22 protein-coding genes are annotated in these 19472 nt (G+C 71.4%); 21 read left to right on the top strand and 1 reads right to left on the bottom strand.

What is annotated here, in order from left to right:
• Positions 1 to 808 precede the first annotated feature (808 nt).
• From JYK18_RS04580 to JYK18_RS04540, 9 genes are all read left to right on the top strand, one after another.
• On the top strand, positions 809 to 1321 hold the full coding sequence (locus JYK18_RS04580; RefSeq protein WP_242578948.1) for a flagella basal body P-ring formation protein FlgA: 513 nt from the start codon (positions 809 to 811) through the stop codon (positions 1319 to 1321).
• Positions 1321 to 2196 carry a carbon monoxide dehydrogenase maturation protein gene (locus tag JYK18_RS04575; protein ID WP_206800913.1) on the top strand — a complete coding sequence of 292 codons (876 nt, stop codon included), beginning with the start codon at positions 1321 to 1323 and terminating at the stop codon, positions 2194 to 2196. Before JYK18_RS04580 ends, JYK18_RS04575 begins: the two co-directional genes overlap by 1 nt.
• Entirely contained in the window at positions 2193 to 3572 is a 1380-nt protein-coding gene (locus JYK18_RS04570; protein WP_206804016.1) for a CpaF family protein, read from the top strand. Before JYK18_RS04575 ends, JYK18_RS04570 begins: the two co-directional genes overlap by 4 nt.
• Positions 3569 to 4501 (top strand): type II secretion system F family protein, encoded by a 933-nt coding sequence (locus tag JYK18_RS04565; protein WP_206800912.1) that lies wholly within the window; start codon positions 3569 to 3571, stop codon positions 4499 to 4501. Before JYK18_RS04570 ends, JYK18_RS04565 begins: the two co-directional genes overlap by 4 nt.
• Complete coding sequence (locus JYK18_RS04560; protein ID WP_206800911.1) at positions 4498 to 5391, top strand: type II secretion system F family protein; 894 nt, start codon at positions 4498 to 4500, stop codon at positions 5389 to 5391. Before JYK18_RS04565 ends, JYK18_RS04560 begins: the two co-directional genes overlap by 4 nt.
• Positions 5392 to 5454: 63 nt before the next feature.
• The gene (locus tag JYK18_RS04555; RefSeq protein ID WP_206804429.1) at positions 5455 to 5766 is read left to right on the top strand and encodes a hypothetical protein; all 312 of its coding nucleotides are present in this window, start codon (positions 5455 to 5457) and stop codon (positions 5764 to 5766) included.
• A gap of 2 nt (positions 5767 to 5768) precedes the next feature.
• Positions 5769 to 6209, top strand: coding sequence for a TadE/TadG family type IV pilus assembly protein (locus JYK18_RS04550; protein WP_206800910.1), 441 nt, complete (start codon positions 5769 to 5771; stop codon positions 6207 to 6209).
• 48 nt (positions 6210 to 6257) lie between these two features.
• Entirely contained in the window at positions 6258 to 7229 is a 972-nt protein-coding gene (locus tag JYK18_RS04545) for a hypothetical protein (RefSeq protein ID WP_206800909.1), read from the top strand.
• Entirely contained in the window at positions 7226 to 7693 is a 468-nt protein-coding gene (locus tag JYK18_RS04540) for a TadE/TadG family type IV pilus assembly protein (RefSeq protein ID WP_206800908.1), read from the top strand. The genes JYK18_RS04545 and JYK18_RS04540 overlap by 4 nt, the downstream gene beginning before the upstream one ends.
• A gap of 8 nt (positions 7694 to 7701) precedes the next feature.
• Here the strand turns inward: JYK18_RS04540 and JYK18_RS04535 are convergent, their stop codons facing one another.
• Entirely contained in the window at positions 7702 to 8247 is a 546-nt protein-coding gene (locus JYK18_RS04535) for a hypothetical protein (protein WP_206800907.1), read from the bottom strand.
• An 84-nt stretch (positions 8248 to 8331) separates the two neighbouring features.
• Here JYK18_RS04535 and JYK18_RS04530 point away from each other — a divergent pair, with 84 nt between their 5' ends.
• The 12 genes from JYK18_RS04530 (at position 8332) to JYK18_RS04475 (ending at position 19439) form a co-directional block, all read left to right on the top strand.
• Entirely contained in the window at positions 8332 to 8721 is a 390-nt protein-coding gene (locus JYK18_RS04530) for a hypothetical protein (protein WP_206800906.1), read from the top strand.
• A gap of 41 nt (positions 8722 to 8762) precedes the next feature.
• A complete protein-coding gene (locus JYK18_RS04525) occupies positions 8763 to 9185 on the top strand; it encodes a hypothetical protein (RefSeq protein ID WP_206800905.1) in 423 nt (140 codons plus the stop codon).
• Entirely contained in the window at positions 9185 to 12133 is a 2949-nt protein-coding gene (locus JYK18_RS04520) for a BTAD domain-containing putative transcriptional regulator (protein ID WP_206800904.1), read from the top strand. Before JYK18_RS04525 ends, JYK18_RS04520 begins: the two co-directional genes overlap by 1 nt.
• Positions 12134 to 13080: 947 nt before the next feature.
• The gene (locus JYK18_RS04515) at positions 13081 to 13245 is read left to right on the top strand and encodes a hypothetical protein (RefSeq protein WP_206800903.1); all 165 of its coding nucleotides are present in this window, start codon (positions 13081 to 13083) and stop codon (positions 13243 to 13245) included.
• Between the two features lie 33 nt (positions 13246 to 13278).
• Positions 13279 to 13602, top strand: a complete 324-nt coding sequence (locus JYK18_RS04510) for a hypothetical protein (protein WP_206800902.1) — start codon at positions 13279 to 13281, stop codon at positions 13600 to 13602.
• A 79-nt stretch (positions 13603 to 13681) separates the two neighbouring features.
• Positions 13682 to 14827, top strand: coding sequence for an AAA family ATPase (locus tag JYK18_RS04505; protein ID WP_206800901.1), 1146 nt, complete (start codon positions 13682 to 13684; stop codon positions 14825 to 14827).
• A gap of 49 nt (positions 14828 to 14876) precedes the next feature.
• Positions 14877 to 16643, top strand: a complete 1767-nt coding sequence (locus tag JYK18_RS04500; RefSeq protein ID WP_206800900.1) for a hypothetical protein — start codon at positions 14877 to 14879, stop codon at positions 16641 to 16643.
• Positions 16644 to 16718: 75 nt separating this feature from the next.
• A complete protein-coding gene (locus tag JYK18_RS04495) occupies positions 16719 to 16973 on the top strand; it encodes a hypothetical protein (protein ID WP_206800899.1) in 255 nt (84 codons plus the stop codon).
• A gap of 123 nt (positions 16974 to 17096) precedes the next feature.
• Positions 17097 to 17336, top strand: a complete 240-nt coding sequence (locus tag JYK18_RS04490; protein WP_206800898.1) for a hypothetical protein — start codon at positions 17097 to 17099, stop codon at positions 17334 to 17336.
• A 43-nt stretch (positions 17337 to 17379) separates the two neighbouring features.
• A complete protein-coding gene (locus tag JYK18_RS04485) occupies positions 17380 to 18132 on the top strand; it encodes a hypothetical protein (RefSeq protein ID WP_206800897.1) in 753 nt (250 codons plus the stop codon).
• On the top strand, positions 18129 to 18608 hold the full coding sequence (locus JYK18_RS04480; RefSeq protein WP_206800896.1) for a hypothetical protein: 480 nt from the start codon (positions 18129 to 18131) through the stop codon (positions 18606 to 18608). Before JYK18_RS04485 ends, JYK18_RS04480 begins: the two co-directional genes overlap by 4 nt.
• A 39-nt stretch (positions 18609 to 18647) precedes the next feature.
• Positions 18648 to 19439 (top strand): hypothetical protein, encoded by a 792-nt coding sequence (locus tag JYK18_RS04475; RefSeq protein ID WP_206800895.1) that lies wholly within the window; start codon positions 18648 to 18650, stop codon positions 19437 to 19439.
• Positions 19440 to 19472: the final 33 nt, after the last annotated feature.

Here is a 19472-nt window from a genome sequence, read left to right as displayed (position 1 = left end):
GGGTATACCGCACCAGCCGGTTCGGCACCTGGCCCTTGGTACGTGCACGAGTGCACGATGGGAGGTCAGGTCGACGGGCGCGCCCGCCTGCCGGTGCAGATTCCTCAGCTCACGCCGGGCGAGGTAGCGCGTCTCGCGCGCGCTCAGCTGCGGCTGCCGAGGCCGCGAGTCGGCTCGAATCCGGCTGGGACTCAGCTGGTGGAGGTGCCGACCTGGCTGTGGCTCGACCGGAGCTCCTGGCGCCCGTACTCGTCAACCGCCTCAGTACCAGGGGTATCGGTCACCGTGACCGCCGCCCCGGTCGATGTCGCCTGGTCGATGGGCGACGGCGCCACGGTGACCTGCACCGGCGCGGGAACGCCCTATCTCGGGGGAGGGAACCCGCACGCCGCGTCACCGGACTGCGGGCACACCTACCACCGCTCATCGGCTGGAGTTCCGGACGAGCGATTCCCCGTAAGCGCGACGGTTCGCTGGCGGATCACCTGGTCCGGTGCCGGCGAGTCCGGCGCCTTGCCTGACTTGACCACGAGTGCGGCCACGACGTTCAGAGTCGCCGAATCGCACGCGCTCGGAACCGAATAGGACCGGCTCTTCCCCTTCGATCCACGCCTGGAGGTTGGCCGTGGCCAGCACCGAAACCCCTGTACACCGCCCTGGTCCTCACCACGAATCGCGCGCCTCATCCTGGCTGCACCCGGCTGGTTCGGGGCTGCACCGAGGCCGAAGGCGGCAGGTACCGCATCTGGTCACTGGATCGCTGTTGGTCGTGTTGTGCGTCGGCGGCGCGCTTTGGTGGACGACCAGCATGCAAGAACGGGTGCCGATGCTGGCGCTGGCGCGCCCGGTCACGGTCGGGCACATCCTGACCTCATCCGATCTGCGCACCATCGAGGTCTCCGCGGGGTCCGGCGCGGCACTGGTTCACGTCGACCAGGCGGCGAGTGTGGTGGGGCGCCCGATGGCGACCAGCCTCGGTCCCGGAGCACTGCTGAGCCAGGACGCGGTGGGCAAACCCGCGGTTCCCGCGGCTGGACGTGCGGTGCTGGCGGTGGCTATCGGGCCCGGACAAGCTCCGCCCGAGGTAGCTGCCGGAACGGTGGTGAGTGCCGTGGTCGCCGCGGGTGGCGCATCGACCGTGGAGCAGAAGTACGGTCCTGGCACCTCCTGGCGTGCGACCGTCGTCGGCGTCACACCTCCCGGTACTGACCAGACCAGGGTGGTTTCCCTGGAACTGGACTCGACAAGCGCCTCGCAACTCGCCCTGGTGCCAGCGGAGCAGGTGGCGCTGGTGATGCAGCCGGCGGGCGGTGGGCGCTGATGCTGATCGCGTTGTGCTCGCTGCACGGCTCGCCCGGCGTGACGGCCCTGGCCGTGGCGCTCGTCTGGCAGTGGCCGAAGGCAGACGTCGTCGCTCGGCTGGTCGCCGAGGTCGATCCGGCCGGGGGTGATCTGGCGATGCGGTTCGGGTTGCCGATCACACCGGGCCTGGTCAGCCTCGCTGCTGCCTCGCGTCGCCCGCAGAAACCGGCGGTGGTCTGGGAACACACCCAGTTCTTGCCTGGCGGTGCGCGGGCGTTGGTGGCCCCGCCCGGCGGGACACATGCGCGTGCCGTGTTGTGCACGTTGGTCGCCGCGCAGGGCGGGGCGTTGGTGCAGGCCGTGTCGCAGGAACCGGGGGTGGTGGTGCTGGCCGATTGCGGGCGCATCGATCCCGGTTCACCGGCGGAACCGATTGCGCGCCGTGCCGACGCGCTGGTCGTGGTGACCGGTTCCCGAGCCGACGACCTCGCCCACACCGCGGCCCGGCTGGGTGACCTGGCTCGTTGGACGCCGCGTCCCGGTCTGCTGCTCGTTGGCGACGGCTATGCGACCGCCGAAGTCGAGCGTGAACTCGGCGTGCCGACGATCGGCCGCATCCCGCATGATCCGGCCGCTGCCGCCGCTCTGACCGGACACCCGCCGCGGGAACGCCGTCGCGGCGCGAGAGGTCTCGCACGGCAGACGGCCGCCCTCGCCCGTGCCCTCGCAGCACCCACTCCAGCCGGACCGCTGGTGCCCAACACAGAGGTAGCTGTGCCAGGCGTGCCGCCCCAACTGGTGCGCCAACCCGACGGCACGGTCGCGCCCGGTCCGCAGCCGTTGCGAGCGCCGCCACTGCCGTCCGCCGCCGCTGGAAAGGAATGGCGCCCATGAACTCGATAAAGCAACTGCGCCATGCACCTCAATCCGAGGCAGGGATGTCCGGCGCGGAACAGCGGCTACGCGCGCGACTCCAGATGGCGCTGCATACCGACCTGCCGGCTCGAGTTGCTGCAGTCACCGGCGTCGGTGGTGGCCCATTGAGCTTGTCGCAGCGCAGGGAGATCGGTCGTGAACTCCTCGACGAGGCGAGTGCCGCGCACACCGAGGACGAATTGTTCGCCGGGCACGCGCTGCTCGATTCCGAGACCGAGCGGAGAGTGGTCGAGCAGCTGCTGGACGAGATGTTCGGCCTCGGAGGTCTGCAGCCGTTGCTGGCCGATCAGTCGGTGGAGACGATCGCGGTCAATCGCTACGACCGGGTGTTCGTCCAGTACAACGACGGAAGCCGCACCCAGGCTGCGCCGGTGGCGGCCTCGAACGAGGAACTCACCGACCTGATTCGCACGCTCGCGGCGCGCGCCTCATCCGAGGAGCGCCGGTTCGACCGCGGCTCCCCGGCGCTGAACCTGCAACTGCCCGGCGGCGAACGGCTCTTCGCGGTGCTCGGCCTGACTGCGGGTGGGGTGACGGCGTGCACGATCCGCCGGCACGGCTACCTCACCGCCACCCTCGCCCAGCTGCGCCGCCGCGGAACCCTCGACGTCGGCCTGGAGCGCTTCCTGCGCGCGCTGGTACGAGCCCGCAAGAACGTGCTCATCACCGGCGGCACCGGCGCCGGGAAAACCACGCTCCTGCGGGGCCTGGCCGCGGAGATGGATCCCCTCGAACGCGTCGTCACCGTCGAGGACGCCTTCGAACTCGGCCTCGGGCTGGACCCGCAGCTGCACGCCGATGTCACCGCCCTGCAGGCCCGCGAACCCAACGTCGAGGGCGAGGGCGCGATCGACCAAGCCGAACTCGTGCGCTGGGGGCTGCGCATGTCCCCGGACCGCGTGATCGTCGGCGAGATCCGCGGCGCCGAAGTCATCCCGATGTGCAACGCCATGTCCCAGGGCAACGACGGCTCCATGGCCACCTTGCACGCGAGCAGTTCGAAGATCGCGTTCACCCGGCTCGCCTCCTACGCCGCGCAGGGTCCGGAACGGTTGCCGCTGGAAGCCACCGCCTTGCTGGTCGGGAGCGCGGTGCATTTCGTGGTGCACCTCGACCGTGCCGCCGATCGCACCACGCGCGTGATCGCCTCTATTCGCGAGGTGGTCGATGCCGAGGCCGGGTCGGTGATCTCCAACGAGGTCTACCGCCAAGGTCCGGACCGCCGCGCCGTCCCGGTGGCCGGGGCGTTGCGTGCGGACACCCTCGACGACCTCGTCGCCGCCGGATTCGACCCGGATCTGCTCAGTCGGCCGGAGGGGTGGTGGACGCCATGAGCCTCGACACCACCACCATTTTTGCCGCCGCGCTCGGTCTCGGTGCCGCCGCCGGCGTACTGCTGGTCGTGGCCGCCTGGCGCCGGCCCGCGGCGGTGTCGTCGCCCTCGCGTCCTCGCACGTGGGCTCGCGCCGCGCGCGGCCAGGCCGGCGACCGGCGTGCTCTGCTGCGCCTGGTCGTGGCGGTCGGCGCGGGCGTGCTGACCGGGGCCGTGACCGGGTGGATCGTCGGCGCGGTGCTGGCCGCAGCGGCGGTGTGGTTCCTGCCCCGGATGGTCGGCCCGGACCGCGCCCACCGGCGGCGGGTCGCGCGGATCGAGGCGATCGCGTCGTGGACGGAGATGCTGCGCGACGTCCTGTCCGCCGCGGCCGGGCTCGAGCAAGCCATTCTCGCCACCGCTCCACTCGCGCCGGCGGCGATCCGCGGCGAGGTCGCCACGCTGGCCGCGAGGCTGGAAAGCGGGCAGCGCCTGCCGCCGGCGCTGCGAACGCTGGCGCGCGAGCTGGACGACCCAACCGCGGACCTCGTCCTCGCCGCCCTCGTCCTCGCCGCCGAGCACCAGGCCCGCCAGCTCGGCGACCTGCTCGGCTCCCTGGCCACCACCGCCCGCGGACAGGCCGCGATGCGCATGCGGGTGGAAACCGGCCGCGCCCGGACCCGCACGTCGGTGCGGGTCATCGTCGCCACCACCCTCGCCTTCGCCGCCGGGGTCGTGCTGTTCAACCGCGCCTACCTCGACGTCTACAACACCGCCACCGGCCAGCTCGTCCTGCTGGGCATCGGCGGCCTGTTCGCCGGCGGGTTCGCTTGGCTCGCCCGGATTGCCACCAGCGGCGGACAGCCGCGGGTGCTCGCGCTCGACGCCCCGGACCTGACAAGGACGCCTGACGGCGACGCCGTGACGGCTGGCGGAGGTGAACGGTCATGATCCCCGCCCTGCTGTTCGGCGCCGGGGTCGGAGCTGGTCTGTGGTTGCTGCTGACCTGGGCCCTGCCACCGGCACCAGCACTCAGCGACCGGCTCGCCCAGCTCAGCTCGCGGCCACCGGCCACACCGATCGTCCTCGCGGCGGACGCCGCCTGGGTCCGCCGCTGGGGCCGGATATTCGTCCCCGGTCTCCGCATGCTCGGTCTGCCCGGCGCGACGATCGAGGCCGATCTGCGGGTCACCGGCCGCGGCGTGGATACCCACCTGGCGTCGAAAGCGCTGCTCGCCGTGGCCGGGTTGCTGGCGCCGTGGCTGCTGCACGCCCTGCTCGCCGTGGGCGGGTTCTCGCTCGGGGGCGAAGTGTCTCTGCTGGCCGGGCTTATGCTCGCCGCCGTCGGCTTCCTGACCCCGGATCTCGACGTCCGGGCCAAGGCCACTCGACTGCGGCGCGAGTTCCGCGACGTTCTCTCCGCGTTCCTCGATCTGGTGTGGATCACCCTGGCCGGGGGTGCCGGGGTCGAGGCCGCCCTCGTCGACGCCGCGGCCGTCGGAAGCGGTCCGGCCGTCGCCAAGATCCGCCGCGCCCTGCACACCGCGCAACTGACCCGCACCACCCCGTGGAACACGCTGCGCCAACTCGGCGAGGAACTCGACATCGCCGAACTGTCCGAACTCGCCGCCTCGATCTCGCTGGCAGGCACCGAAGGCGCCCGGGTGCGTGCCTCGCTGGCCGCGAAAGCGCAAGCCCTGCGGACCCACCAGGTCACCGACGCCGAAGCCGACGCCCAGGCCGCCACCGAACGCATGGCTCTGCCGGTCACGTTGCTGTTCCTCGGCTTCCTCGGATTCATCGCCTACCCCGCGGTAATCCAAGTCCTCAATGGACTCTAGGAGGTTTACGGGTTCACGATTTCGGCATCTGTGTTCGTCGATCCAAGAGGAGGCATCGCTGCGATGCGCAAAGTTCAGTTTTCCCAGCCACGGTACCAGCGGCACGCCCGTTCGGCACCATGCTCCGCCCGCAATAAAGAATGGTTCGCAGGCCAGGAAACAGAAGGTTCCGCTGCGGTCCCGTACGTCCACACGCTCTGGGAACTCAGCCGCGCTCGCGTCACCTTGCTGCGTCTCGAGCCGGAGCGCGGGGAGATCACCACCACCGTCATCGTCACCGCCCTGATGGCCATCGCCGCGATCGCCATCATCGCGATCATCGTGGCGAAACTGACCGCCAAGGCGAACTCGATCGACCTCGGCCTGGGCGGCTGAGGATGCCCACCCGAGCCGCCCGCGATCGTGCCGGCGCGCTGGCCGAGCGTGTCCGGCGCGCGCTGCACGGAGACCGGGGCGAGGTCACCGTGGAGTTGGTGATCGCGACCCCGTTGTTGCTGCTGGCGTTGCTGGCGATCATCCAGTTCGCCGTGTGGTCGCACGCCACCCACGTCGCCCAGGCCGCCGCGTCCCAGGCCTTGGCCGCCGCCCGCACCCACGACGGCACCGCCAGCGCCGGGCACACCGCCGGGCAGCGCCTGCTCGCCGACCTCGCCACCGGGCCCCTGTGCGATCCCCACCTCACCGTGTCCCGCGGCGCGACCGCGGTGTCGGTGAGTATCCGTGGCGAGGCCACCGCGGTGCTGCCCGGCGTGCACCTGCACGTGCACGCCGAAGCCTCCGGTGAGGTTGAACGTTTCGTGCCGGACACAGCGTCGTAATTCCTTGCCACAGCGGCGATCAAGGCGACCAGTCGAAAGGAAACCCTGATGACACAACACAGCTCGGCGGATGTCATGATGCCGGTGCGGGCGGCGACGTTTCCGGACGGGCCGGATTCGATGCTGCTCAATCCAGGCATCACCGAGTCGCAGTGGCGTGGTGAGCGAGTCCGCGCGGGGCTGCGTCCGCGGATTGTCCTCACCGGACTCGCCGGTGTTGCCTTGGTCGTGCTCGCGGTGGTGGCCGGCGCCGCGGTCGGCGCGCTCGGCGTGGGGATCCTCGCGGTGAGCGCGAGTGTGTTCGCCGGCTGCTATCACGCCGCTCGGGTGCTTACCGACCACCGCCACGGCCCGGGCAGTTCTTGCCGTCTGGATCGCGCGCGGGGCGCGTTCTTCTTCCGTAGCCGTGATTTCACCGACCTCGGTACCGCCGGCCATGCGGTCCGGGCCCTGATCGCGGGCGTGGACGAGTTGCATCGCAGCCCGGCCCGGGCGTGGATCGATTCGGGTGTGCCGCGTGAGGTGCATCAGGTGGTGTGGCAGGTGTTGTGCTGCCTGGACCGCACCCGTGCCGCCCGGAGCCTGGCCGGCGACCTCGCCGCCGACCCCGACACTGAGGTCGGTGAGCTGGCCGCCGCGGCACGCGAGGCGGTGAAGGTGATCGACGACGCTGTGGACGAGGTCGTGCGGCACGTGCACGGCTGCCTGGTGCTGACCCGGGCTTGGGAGGCGAAACTGCGCCACGGCGAACTCGCCACCCGCACCGAGAGCACCCTCGCCGACCTGCCCAGCCCCAGCGAGGTTCGGTGGCTGTCCGAGGCCGCGCAAGCGTTGCCGCAGAGCGTGTTCGCCTACATCACCGCTGCCCGCGACATCACCGGCGCGGGGGTATTCCCGTGGGAACAGCCGCCCTCGTCGTGGTCACGGCTTCGCCGCGTCCTGCTCCGCGGGCTCAGCCGCGGCGCCTTATCCGGGAGGGCACTGGTGCGGCGCGCCTGGTCAGGGGAGGGGCTGTCGTGACCGGGCGCGGGCCGAGGGCGAGTGCGGCGTGGTGGCGGTGGTGGGTCGCCGAGCGCGGCTCGGTGACCGCCGAGGTCGTTCTCGTGACACCGATCCTGGTCCTGCTGCTGGTGTTCCTCGCGGTCGTGGTGCACCGGGGCGTCGATGCCCGGCTGCGGCTCGACGACGCCGCGCACCAGGCCGCCCGCGCCGCCACCCTGCACCGCAGCACCCCGGCCGCCACCGCCGCCGCCCGCGACACCGCCGGCGCCGCACTCGCCCGTGCCGGACTGGTCTGCCAGGGCGTGGCCACCACGATGTCCGGCTCGCTCGTTCCCTCTGGGACCGTCACCGTGCGGGTGCGCTGCACCGTCGACTTCGGCCAGGCGCTGCTGCTCGGTGTCCCCGGCGGGAAAGCCCTGGAGTCGACCGCCAGCGAAGTCGTCGACACCTACCGGTCCTCGCCTCAGGGCACGGGTGCCTGATGGCCGGCTCAGCGCGCGAATCGGTGCCCCGGGACGCAGGCACGGAGCTGCGCACCGGTCAACGTCCGATGCTCGAGCAACTCCGCGGCGACACGGCCGATCTCGGTCCAGTACCGGTCGATCAAGTCCTGCGCGATGCCCGCCCACAGGTCGGACTGGCCCGCGGCGAGGCCGTAGGCGCGGCGGGCCTGCGCGATCACGGCCAGGTCGTCGTGGCCGCCATGCAGGTAGGCGCCGACGCGGACGTCGCCGGCCGTGATGCCCTCGCGGAGTCGTTCGGCCGCGCTGGTCGTGTCGAGAACATAGCGGGCCTGGGCGAGCGGGCCGGCGTGCGCGACGACCGCCAGCGTCGACAGCTCGACCCGGCGGGGCCGGACCGCGGTGAACCCGACCCGCCCGGCGGTGCGGGGCCGCAGCGTGACGTAGCGCAGCGACCGGCCCTGCAGCAGGTAGACGACCGCGTGCCCGGCCTCGTGCCACGCGGTCAGGTACTCCTCGCCCACCACCGGCGATTCCTGCGTCTGCGGCGCGGTCACGGCGACCATTCTGCTCACCGCGGCAGCTCCTCACGCACTGGCGTCGCCAGCGCGACGGCGAGGCGCCAGCTGCGGGGGTGGTGGCGAGCTGAGGAAGGCCGGGTGACCGCCTTCGTGCTCGCCCTGCTGATCGGGCTGCTCGCCCTGACCGGGCTGAGCCTGGACGGCGGCCTCGCGCTGGCGAGCAAGGTCCGCGCCGGCGGGCAGGCCGAATCCGCCGCCCGCGCCGGCGCCCAGGCCCTCGACCTCGCCACCTATCGCGCCAACGGCACTGTTCGGCTCGATCCAGGGCGGGCACGCGAGCTGGCGCAGTGGTACCTGGCCGGCGTCGGCGCCACCGGCACAGTGCAGGTCGCCGGGGACACCGTGACGGTCGAGGTCACCGCCATCTACCGGACCCAACTGCTGTCGCTAGTCGGGATCGAGGACATCCAGACCCACGGGCGGGGCGCCGCCCACCCACAGCGCGGGGTCACCGGCATCGAGCCCTGACCACGCGCGCTGCACCGATTCGCGGAAGGAGAAACACGGGCATGGTCACCACGCAAGACGAGATCACCCGCCGCCTGAAGGAACGCGACTCCGCCCGCAGCGCGCGCCGTGCGCAGGCGGCCACCACCGTCGGCGAGCTGGCCCGCCGGCACACCGAGCTCGCCGCCCAGCTCGCCGACCTAGAACGCGAGCTCGGCGAGGTTCTGACCGCGGCCGGCGACGTGATTGACGTGCCCGAGCTGGCCCAGGTCACCGACGTCCCTGCCGCAGACCTCACCCGCTGGCGTGACCAGGCCGCCAAACCCTCCCGCGGCAAGCGCACACGCCCGAGCCCGAAGAAGAACGCCAGCCTCGGCGCCCGGACGGGCCCCGAGCCGCGTGCGGGGCGCCCTGTGGCCCCGGCGCCGCCCGAACCTGAGTCCACTCGCGCGGGCGGGGTCGCGGTCGGCGCCGCGAGCCCCTGATGGTCAGCCGTACGGCGAGCGCGCGTACCGCGCGGTTGCTGGGCCGGGCGGGGCGTGGACTGCTCGCGGGCATCCTGCTCGCCGCGCTCGTGGCAGGGCTTCCGGCGGCGTTGATTCTTGGTGTGGGCTGGCCGTTGCCGGACCGGCTGCCGAGCCTGGATGAGGTCGGCTCTGTGCTGATGGCGCCGATGTCGAGCCGGTTCCTGCTCGACACGCTCGCCTGCCTGGCATGGGGGTTGTGGCTGGTCTTCGTGATCGACGTCGCCGCCTGCGCGGCCGAGGTGGCCCGGGGCGCCCGGTGGCCGGAACTGCGACGGCACACGGGCCCGGTGCGGCGCGTGGCGGCCGGGCTCGTCGGCGCCCTGCTGATCACGGTGCTGGGCCGCACCGCCACCGCCGCACCCATCACCCCCGCTGACGCGGCCCGTCCGGCTGGCCACGCCCCGGCGGTCGCGACCGCCCCCGCCGCGGCCACACCGGCCACCAGCGAGCGCCCTACGCCGTCCCTACGCACGACCGAACCCGGGACCGAACGCGCCAGGCCACCGGAGAACGGGGTGCACGACTCCCTGTGGCGGATCGCGCAGCGCTGCCTCGGCGACGGGGATCGCTGGCCACAGATCTGGGCCCTCAACGAGGGCAGCACCCAGCCCGGCGGACGGGTGCTGACCAACCCACATCGAATCCACCCCGGCGACACCCTCCGCCTCCCCGCGACCGACGCTCTTTCCTCGCCGCCTGCGCCACCAGGCCCCGAAGGATTAACACCGCTGCCATCGCCTCCCGCCACCGAACCACCATCCCCAGCTCCGCCGAGCACGTCCATGTCGCCGCCCTCAGCGCCTGCCCCGGCCACCGCACCGACCGCGCGACCCGCTCACCACGCGGCAGGCGAACCGCCCGCGGGCGCGGTGACCTGGGGCAGCGGCGAGGTGTTCGTCAGCCTCGGTCTGGCAGCGGCGGTCAGTGCCCTGCTCGTGCTCGCGCGACGGCGCCGCTACGCGCGCTACCGGCCCGGCAGCGGCCGGCGCGGCGATGACCTGCCCGTCGCGCCGGTGGTCTACCAGCTGCGCCTGGCCCACCTGCGCACTCAGCGCCACGACGACGACCTCGAACTGGACACCGAGACCGCCGATGCGGCCACCTGCGAGGCGCATCCTCGTGCGCCCGCCGGTTCCGCCTCGCCACCACGATCACGCACCGGCACGCCGGAGCGCGCGGACACCGCGAGCGACACCCGGCTGCGGGTTCTCACACCCCGCACCCGCCGCGTGATCGGCGCCGCCACGTCCACCGGCCGCCCCGCCGGGCCGGAGACGCCCCCGTCCGTAGTCGACATCGCGCTCGACGCGACTACTCCCGCCACTGACGGCGGTGAGACCGCCGCGTCTGTGGCAGGCCCGAGCAGCCAGATCGCCCTCGACCTGGCCCGCGTGCACGGCCTCGGCCTGGTCGGGCCCGGTGGCTACGCCGCAGCCCGCGCCCTGCTGCTCACCCTCCTCACCACCGCGGCGGACACGCCGGCGCCGAGAGTGCTCATTCCCGCCGCGGACCTGGGGCGCCTACTCGGCGTGCCCTACCCGGCCACCGCCACGCCGGAGGCGATCACCGTCGTGGCCGATCTGGACAGCGCCCTAGCCGACCTCGACACCCCAGCGCACCGGCCTGCCGTCCTGATCACGGCCCCGCCGCGCGAAACGGGGCAGCAGGCTCGACTGCAGCAGATGCTCGACAATCACGGCCAGCACGGGCTCGCCGCGCTGCTGCTGGGTCAATGGCGCCCCGGAGTGACCGTCTACGTCACCGCCTCCGGGGTCATCTCCGCGACCGACCCGGGGCTCGGCGAACCGCTGCGCGGCACCCGCGCCTTCACCCTGCCCGCGACCGCGACCCGCGACGTGCTCGACCTCCTGCGCACCGCCCAGCCGCACCACGACGACGGCGAGAGCGAGGACGCCGGCCCTCACAGCATCACCCCCGCGCCACCGCACGCAGCCGCCCCGCCCTCGCATGAGAACACCGGAGGCGGCCCGGATCGCCTGGAGATCACGGCGGAAGCCCCGGCACCGGAACCAGCCGGGCACAGTGACCCTGGCGGCCCGCCGCGCCCAGGAGGGGCGAACACGGCCCCGGGGATACCGGTGCCGCTGGCGCTGACGGTCTTCGGCGCCCCGGCCCTGCACTGGCGACCCAACCCGGCACGCCCCGAGATCGAACCGCGCGATCTGTCCGGCGCACTGAGCAGCCGCCCGGTCGAACTGTTGGTGTTTCTCGCCGTGCATCCCAGCGGGGTGTCGCGGAACGCGATTGTGGACGCCCTGTGGCCCGACGAACCGCCCCGCAATCCCGCCAGCGTGCTGCGCACCGTCCTGTCCCGGATCCGCCGCGCCCTTGATCACGCGACCGGCGGTGCCGTCGGCGAGCTCGTGCTGGCCGAGCACGGCCAGTACCGGCTCGACCCGGCCGTGGTGGAGGTGGACTATTGGGCCTTCGCCGACGCGGTCACCCGCCGACGCGCCACAATCGCGCCCGTGCAGCGCACCGACGCCTACGAGGCGATCGTGGCGCACTACGGCGGCCCCCTGGCCGAGGGCCTGGACGCCGAGTGGCTCGTCGCCGCCCGGGAAGCGACCCGCCGCGACGCCCTCGACGCCGTGGCCGCGCTCGCCCGCGCCCGCGTCGAGGCCGACCCGGACTACACCCTGGATCTGCTGGAAACCGCGCGCGCGTTCGACCCGCACAACGAGCTGCTCTACCGCGACATCATGCGCCTGCAACACACACTCGGCCGGCACGACGCCATCTCCCGCACCCTGACCCTCCTGCGCACCCGCCTGACCGAAGTCGACACCACACCCACCGCGGACACCATCGACCTCGCCCAGCGGCTGCGCGCCCGCGACACCGGGATCCCGGTCGACGAATTCTCCCGAACCACGGCGCCATGAATGGACGCATCGAGGGTTCCCGGACGCGCATGCCGGGCACGGCGATCGAGGTGCGATTCTCGTGCCGTCGAGGCATTTGTGCGGAACAGTGAAATACCTCGATTCTGGGCCGCTAACTCGTGCGCGTCGATGCTAGCGTCGACCGTGGTAGTGCAACTGTCGAGGTCGAAGAAAAAGACATCTGTGGACGTGTTCTCGTATTCCGAGACAATGCCGAAGACGTTTCGTGCCGAGTGCTGGGCGCGACATCCACGCACCGCGAAGACAGTCTCCGGCGACCGTAGTGACTGCCATGGTCGAATCGAGAACGGTATTCCGGGCGGTCCACCTCGCGCCTCCATGTCGCTACCCGCTGCCGGGCTCGCGCACCTCGGAGACGCGGACGGTGACTGCCAACCGCGGGGCCGCCGACCCGGCCTATCAGCCTCGTCCTCCGGTATCCACCTAAGGTGGATCCCCCCGTGTCCGCCATCTCCGCAGGTCACACCCCCTGCAAGGGGATCCACCGGTATCCCAGACTCGCGTGACACCAAGCAGGTGAACACATCAGGCCCGGCGCCGATGTCACGCGGCCCCGTCATCGTTTCACCACGGCTCACCACGGCATCTCAACTCACCTCCCCCTATTCCGGTCTTTCATTCAAGTTAATAAAAACAACTACGTCTATCCGCGGTTCGATACGTGACCGGCGCCCCCATTTCTGGTCGGCCTGCAATTGCCTGACCTGCACAAAAATTCCGCGCGGAATTGTGGCAGCTGCACTGAAAATGCGGCCAAAATTTCCCGAAATTCACCCCGGAAAACTATTGCGCGGCGCCCGGGGGTCGGGTTACGTTTGTTGTGTCACCGGGAAAACCGGAAGCGAAACCAAAAACCAACTACCGCCCCGGGTGCGAATCAGTTCCACCGGGAAGCCGGAAACACCAATTCACGAACGGGGATCGCTATGTGCTACGCCGACACCACCACCAACGCCGACGGCACCGCCACCGCGTTTTGCTACTGCGGGTGGGTCGAAGAACACGCCACCCCCGACGCCGCCGACTACGCCGCCGAAACCCACCAGCGCAACGCCGACGCCACCGAAACCGAACCCGCCGCCACCCACTGACCCGCAACCACCCAGCCGCCGAAAGGGCACGCCATGAACCACAACGCCACCGACACCCGCGCCGTGTACGTGGTCGACCCCGCCGCCGACCCCGCGCCACTGCCCGACATCGTGGTGCGGCAATCCGTGGAAAACGGTTGCACCGTCACGGGTGTGGTGATCGACCCCGCCGACGCGCAACAAATGTTGTACGGCACGGTCACCCGCGCCGACGGCACGTTCGCCGGAAGCTACTACCCCGCCGACCCCGTGCGCGGTGACCGCTGGCGGGTGGTGACCCCCGACGGGAAGCACTACGACGCCCACGACGAATACCACGCGGTCCACGCACTGACCAACGGGTTCGGCCGCAGCTAAACCACGCCACCGCAAGAAAACCGACCGCACCCCCCGGTCCCCGCCCCGCCGACCGAACCACGCGAAAGGACCCGACACCATGACCACGCCAGTCACGATTCCGGCCACGGGCAGCACGCCCGCCGCCCCGGGCGCGGCACACCGACTGCGCAACGGCGAACTTCGCCGCATGGTGGCCGAACAACTCGCCCACGACCCCACCGCCGCACTCACCCCCGGCACCATCGCGGCCAAACTCGGCGGGAAATCGTCCGGCGCGGTCGGCAACGCGCTGGCCACACTGGAAGCGCGCGGGGAAGCCAAAAAAGTCGGCGTCAACCCGGTCACCTACCGTGCGACCGACACAACCGCCGACGCCGCCACAGTCACCACGGTCGCCCCGCGCGGCACCACACCCGCCGCCCCGCCCGCCCCGCCCGCGCTGGTGACCGGTCCCGTACGCCGCCCGAACGGGCAGATGTACCACCCGCGCAAACTGTCCGGACTGTCCGATGTGACCGCGCTACGGCGGTTACGGGACGCGGGGGTGTCCGCGCTCATGTACGGCCCGCCCGGCACCGGGAAAACGTCGGTGGTGGAAGCCGCGTTCCCGGACATCGTGACCCTGCAAGGGGATTCCGACACCGTCACCGACGATTTCGTCGGCTCCTACACCCAAACCCCGGACGGGCGTTACGAATTCACCTACGGGCCGCTGGTGACCGCGATGCGTGAGGGGCGCGCACTGTTCATCGATGACGCCACGCTCATACCGCCGACCGTGCTCGCGGTGGTCTATCCCGCGATGGACGGACGCCGCCAGATCCTGATCAAAACCCATAAAAACGAGGTGGTCGACGCCGCCCCCGGGTTCTACGTCGTGGCCGGACACAACCCCGGGGTGCACGGCGCGGTGCTCACCGACGCGCTCTCGTCACGGTTCTCCGCGCAGATCCACGTGTCGACCGACTACGACCTCGCCACCCAGCTCAACATCGACCCGAAAGCGGTGCGCGTGGCGCGGAATCTGGCCCAACGGCAGGGCAAGGGCGAGATCGGTTGGGCGCCGCAGCTGCGGGAACTGATCGCGTTCAACCGGATAGCCGACGTGCTGGGCACCCTCGCGGCCGCCGGGAACCTGGTCGGCATCGCACCCGAAGAGGACCGGGCCGTGGTCGCCGAAGCCGTGTGCAACGTGTTCGGCGCGAATGTCGCCCCGTTGTCGCTGGGGTCACAGTTCGCCTAGCCCACGACCACCGTACCGCCCGCGCGACCGTCCGGAAAGGACACAGGCCATGAGCATTCACGTAGCCGCAGCCACCGCCGCTCCCACCGCGATTTTCCCGACCACTCCCGGATGGCTTGCCCTGTCCGCCGCATTCGGCGACGAGACACCCGCCATCGCCGACTGTGACAACCTGGTCGTCACGGTCGCCCCGGGCGCTGGCCACGGGTCCCCGGCCTGCTACTTCCCCGACAAGTCCACCATCGAGGTCGACGGCGTCCACCTCGACACCGGGGTCGACCCCGCCACGGTCGCCCCGCACCGGGTCGGGGACCGCAAGCGCTACCGCACCGCATGGGGACTGCTGACCCACGAATGCGGCCACGCCAAACACTCCGTGTGGCAGGCACCCCAAGGCGCGCCCCCGGGCGCGGTCGCGGCGGCGGACCTGCTGGAAGAGTCCCGCATGGAAGCGGCACAGGTGCGCCGCCGCCCGGGTGACCGATACTGGCTGCGCGCCAGCACCACCAACCTCATCCTCGCCGATACCCGCGCCAACGACCCCACCGCAGCACCGCGGATGACCCCCCAGGACGCCGCCCGCAGTGCCGCGCTGGTGCTGGCACGAGTGGACGGCGGCATCCTCAACCGCAGCGAAGTCGCCCGCGTCGAGCGCGTGGTGCGCGACATTCTCGGCACCGACACACTCGCGACACTGCGCCGAATCTGGCGCGCCGCGCACCGCACCGCCGACGACGACGCCCAGCGCATGATCGACCTCGGGCGCCAATGGTGCGAAGCGATCGGCACCGACCCGGACGAACCACCCGACACCCCCGACCCCAACGCCACGAACCAGAACGGGGCGGGGAACAAGATGCCGTCGCGGTCGCCGCTGGCGAACGCGATCACCAACGCCGTCGGCGCGATCGGTAGCGCGATCGTCGCCGAACCCGCGCCCACCGACCCCATCACCCAAGCCATGGACGCGCGTGCCGCCGACGACAAAGCACGCCAACGGGCACAGGACTCCGCGAAGGAGGTCTTCAGCGGTACGGGCACCGGGTACAACCCGACCGCCCGCCACATCCTCGGCACCCGCGCGCCGAACGCGACCGAACACAGCGCCGCGCGGCACCTCGCCCGCGCGCTGACCACCGCCGGACACCGCGACCGCACCGCCACCAAAACCCGCTCGGCAGTGCCCCCGGGGCGGTTGCGGATGCGCGGCGCGATGACCGTCGACGCCCAGCGCGCGGCGGGCGCGATCCCCACCGCCGAACCCTTCACCCGCACCACCCGCAATGTCGTGCCAGCCCCGCCACTACGGCTCGGCATCATCTGTGACGTCACCGATTCCATGAAGGCCTTCACCGCTCCCGTGGCCTCGGCGGCCTGGATCCTCGCCCACGCCGCCCGCTACACCACCGTGCCCACCACCACCGCGACCGTGACCTTCGGCGCGGGCATCGTCACCGCGATCACCCGCCCCGGCGTCACACCCCCGAAGGTGACCGAATTCGGCACCGCCATGTGCGGGCACGTCATCGACACCGCGATCAACGCCCTCGACGGTGCCCTCGACCTGTCCCGCCCAACCGCCGCGCGACTGCTGGTGATCATCTCCGACGGCCAATTCGAGGACACCACCCGGATACCAGGCCAGAAAATGCTCGACCGGTTGCGCGAGAGCGGGTGCGCGGTGCTGTGGCTGGCACCCGACAAGAGGGGCACCAAACCCATGAACGGCGCCACCGTGCACACCCTGACCGACCCGGCCGCCACCGCCCGCGCCATTGGGCAGGCCGCCACGGCCGCCCTGCGAGCCACCCGCTGAACCCATCCGGGGGCGGGCCCGCCCCGCCCCCGGGTGACCACAAGGAACCGACACCACAACGGAAAGGACGAACCAATGGCTACCACGCCCGCCCAGTCAACCACCTCTGCCGCCGACATCGACCTCGACGAACAACTAGGCACCCTGGAGGAACTCCATGAGGTCCTCGACGACGCCGAGCAGAACCTCAACCTGTTCGCCAAGGGCCAAGGTGTGAGCGCTGGCCGTGACGCCATCACCGCACTGGACTGGGCCGCGCGCGACCTCACGGCACTCGTCACCACACTGACCGACCTCGTGGACGCGGCCGCACGCGACGACGAGGCCTAACCGCGCCCCATCGTGGTGGTCGCTGTTCCCGGCACCGCAAGGCGACCACCGCGACCGGGCCCACCTGGGTGACCGTCCCCGCTGGGCGGTTGACCGCAGCCCAACGGCCAGGAAGGCAATCCGATGCAGTTCTTCTTCCGCGACAACGCTCCCGACTCGGCCAGGAAATACCAGGAGTTCTTCAAGGACATCACCTGGGCGTGCTCACTGTCTCGGTGCCCGACCCCCGAGAACACCGTCGAGACGGGCGAACTCGTATCCAGCGGGGTGCATTTCAAGGTGCGGTGCGCGTCCGGCCACCTCACCAACGGCATCCCACCCGCTCAATTCCGCAACCGCACCGACGAGCCGTGGCTCGCCTAACAAACAACCACACCCAGCCACAGCAACGAAAAGAGGCACCGCCATGAACGACACCACCACAGTCACCGCCGACCCGCCGCTGCCCCCGAACGCGGTGCGGTTCCACCCCGACCCTGCCGAGAACGCACCTGCGACCACGCCGCCCGGACACACCGCCACATCGAGCGCACCGCCGCCGCGCATCACCAAGTTCGACCGAGTGGCTCTCGCCGCAGTCCACATCGCCACCGCCCTGCCGGGCCAGTGGACGATCGGCCGTGGTTGCGGGCCGGACGACGCCGCCGATATTGAGTGCCTGAGTACCGGAGCCCGCATCGCTTTGTGCCCGTGGGGACACCGCACGTGGGGCTTTCGCCTCGTACCGTGCGCCGTGCCACGCGAGCTCGTGAACCACTTCGTGTGGCCACGCGAAGACGACAAAAACGCCCATCCCGGCTTCGCCGTCGGGACCCCTGCCGCCGAGGTCGCCACCTACATCCACGAGGATTTCCTCCCTCGTTACCACCACGCCCTCGCGCGCGCGGAAGCCGCCAAACGAGAGTGCGACCAAGCCGAGGCCCGGAGGCGGGTCGCCCGCGCCCAGGTCGCCGAACGGCTGCACCGCGAGTTCTCCGCGACCGCAAGCGAACGCGCGCGCTGCCAGCAGCCCGTGACTGTTCACTACCAGGCGGCCGACGACCTCGTGCGCATCGACTTGGTCATGCCACTCGACGACGCGATCGCCTGCACACCCGCTCTCGCCCGTGCCCTCACCGCACCAGTCGACGACAACCACGCGACGGAGTGCCACCGATGAACGCCACCACCAACCCCGGCAGCGGCACCCTCGCCGCCCGCGCGGCCGACAGCTACGACCGGGCCCGCCGTCAGGATCCCGCGTTCGATCGTCGCCCGTGCGACGTCCAGCGCGCCATCACCCGCCGTCGACTGGTCCGGGACGTGACCGAGGTGTTCGGAATCGCACCCGCAGCGGTGACGGTCACCGACGATCCCGACCGCGAACACGGCGGGTGGCGCTGGTATCGCGTGACCATCACCGACGACGGCGCCGAGTACCGGTTCACCTCCTTCGGCGGCACGGTGGACGACCTGCGCGTGCTCGCCCCGTGCCCGGATTGCGCCGGCGAGGTGCCGCGGGCCGAGGCCACCGACCTCGCCACGCTCGGCCGTTTCCTCGACGCCCGCAGCGGCGGTCAGCACGTGCCCATGCCGTTCGAACTCGGATCCGACATCGGGCACAAGCCCGGCTGCCCGGGCTCTGAGGACTCCTGACCCCGCCGACCACGCCCGCACAGGAAGGAAACGCTAGCCATGAACAACACCGATACAGACAGCGCCGCAGCCACCGCCGACCCGCCCTTACCTCCGAACGCGGTGCGGTTGCTCCCCAGTTCGGCCGAGAGCGCATCCACGACCATGCCGCCCGGGGCATGGGGGCTGCTCATGATCGCCGGGCGCACCCGCGACGCGTCCGCCGCCTTGGCCAGCCACGGCGACACCGCCGCCGCGCACGCCAAACCGACCGACCTGCTCGCGGGGGTGTGGCTCAACCACGAGCCAGCACCCGAGGTACACCGGGGCGACGTCGTGCTGCGGCTGCACCCGCCTGCCCACGGCGACCGCAGCCACACCGAACTCCTGCTCGCCTCCCACGGCGAATGGCGCCCCGCCCACCAGGTGACCCCGATCCCCGGGCACTGGCCCCGGGAACTGGCCTTCGGCGTGAGCCTGTACCTGCGCAGCCAAGCCGACAGGGCGCTGCACGAGTCCCGCTGCCGCCACCACGGACACGATCGCATGAGCCCGGACGCGCTGCGGGCGCTGATCACCGCCGGACTCATCGGCATCGGCGAACAGGTCGAATTCGACGGGCACACCGCCATGGTGGTCGCGGGCGGCACCCTGCTGCCCGACAGCACCGCCGCCGTGGGGGAGGGCGTGTTCACCGTGTCCGCGCTCGCGACCCGGCTGACTCGGACCCCGGTCAACGGCTGGCACCTCTGGCGCCGCAGCAGCGACCACCGCCTCCTGGCCGACCTGCGCACCGAACTCGCCAACGCACCCCGCATGCAGACGGCGCCGCCCGAGCCCTCGGGGTGGTGATGAGGCACCCGCACGCCACGCCGACCACGGCGA

The sequence above is a fragment of the Amycolatopsis sp. 195334CR genome, assembly GCF_017309385.1.
Classification (GTDB): domain Bacteria; phylum Actinomycetota; class Actinomycetes; order Mycobacteriales; family Pseudonocardiaceae; genus Amycolatopsis.
Note: the sequence above shows the minus strand (reverse complement) of the source record. Positions and strands in the feature narration are given on the sequence as shown.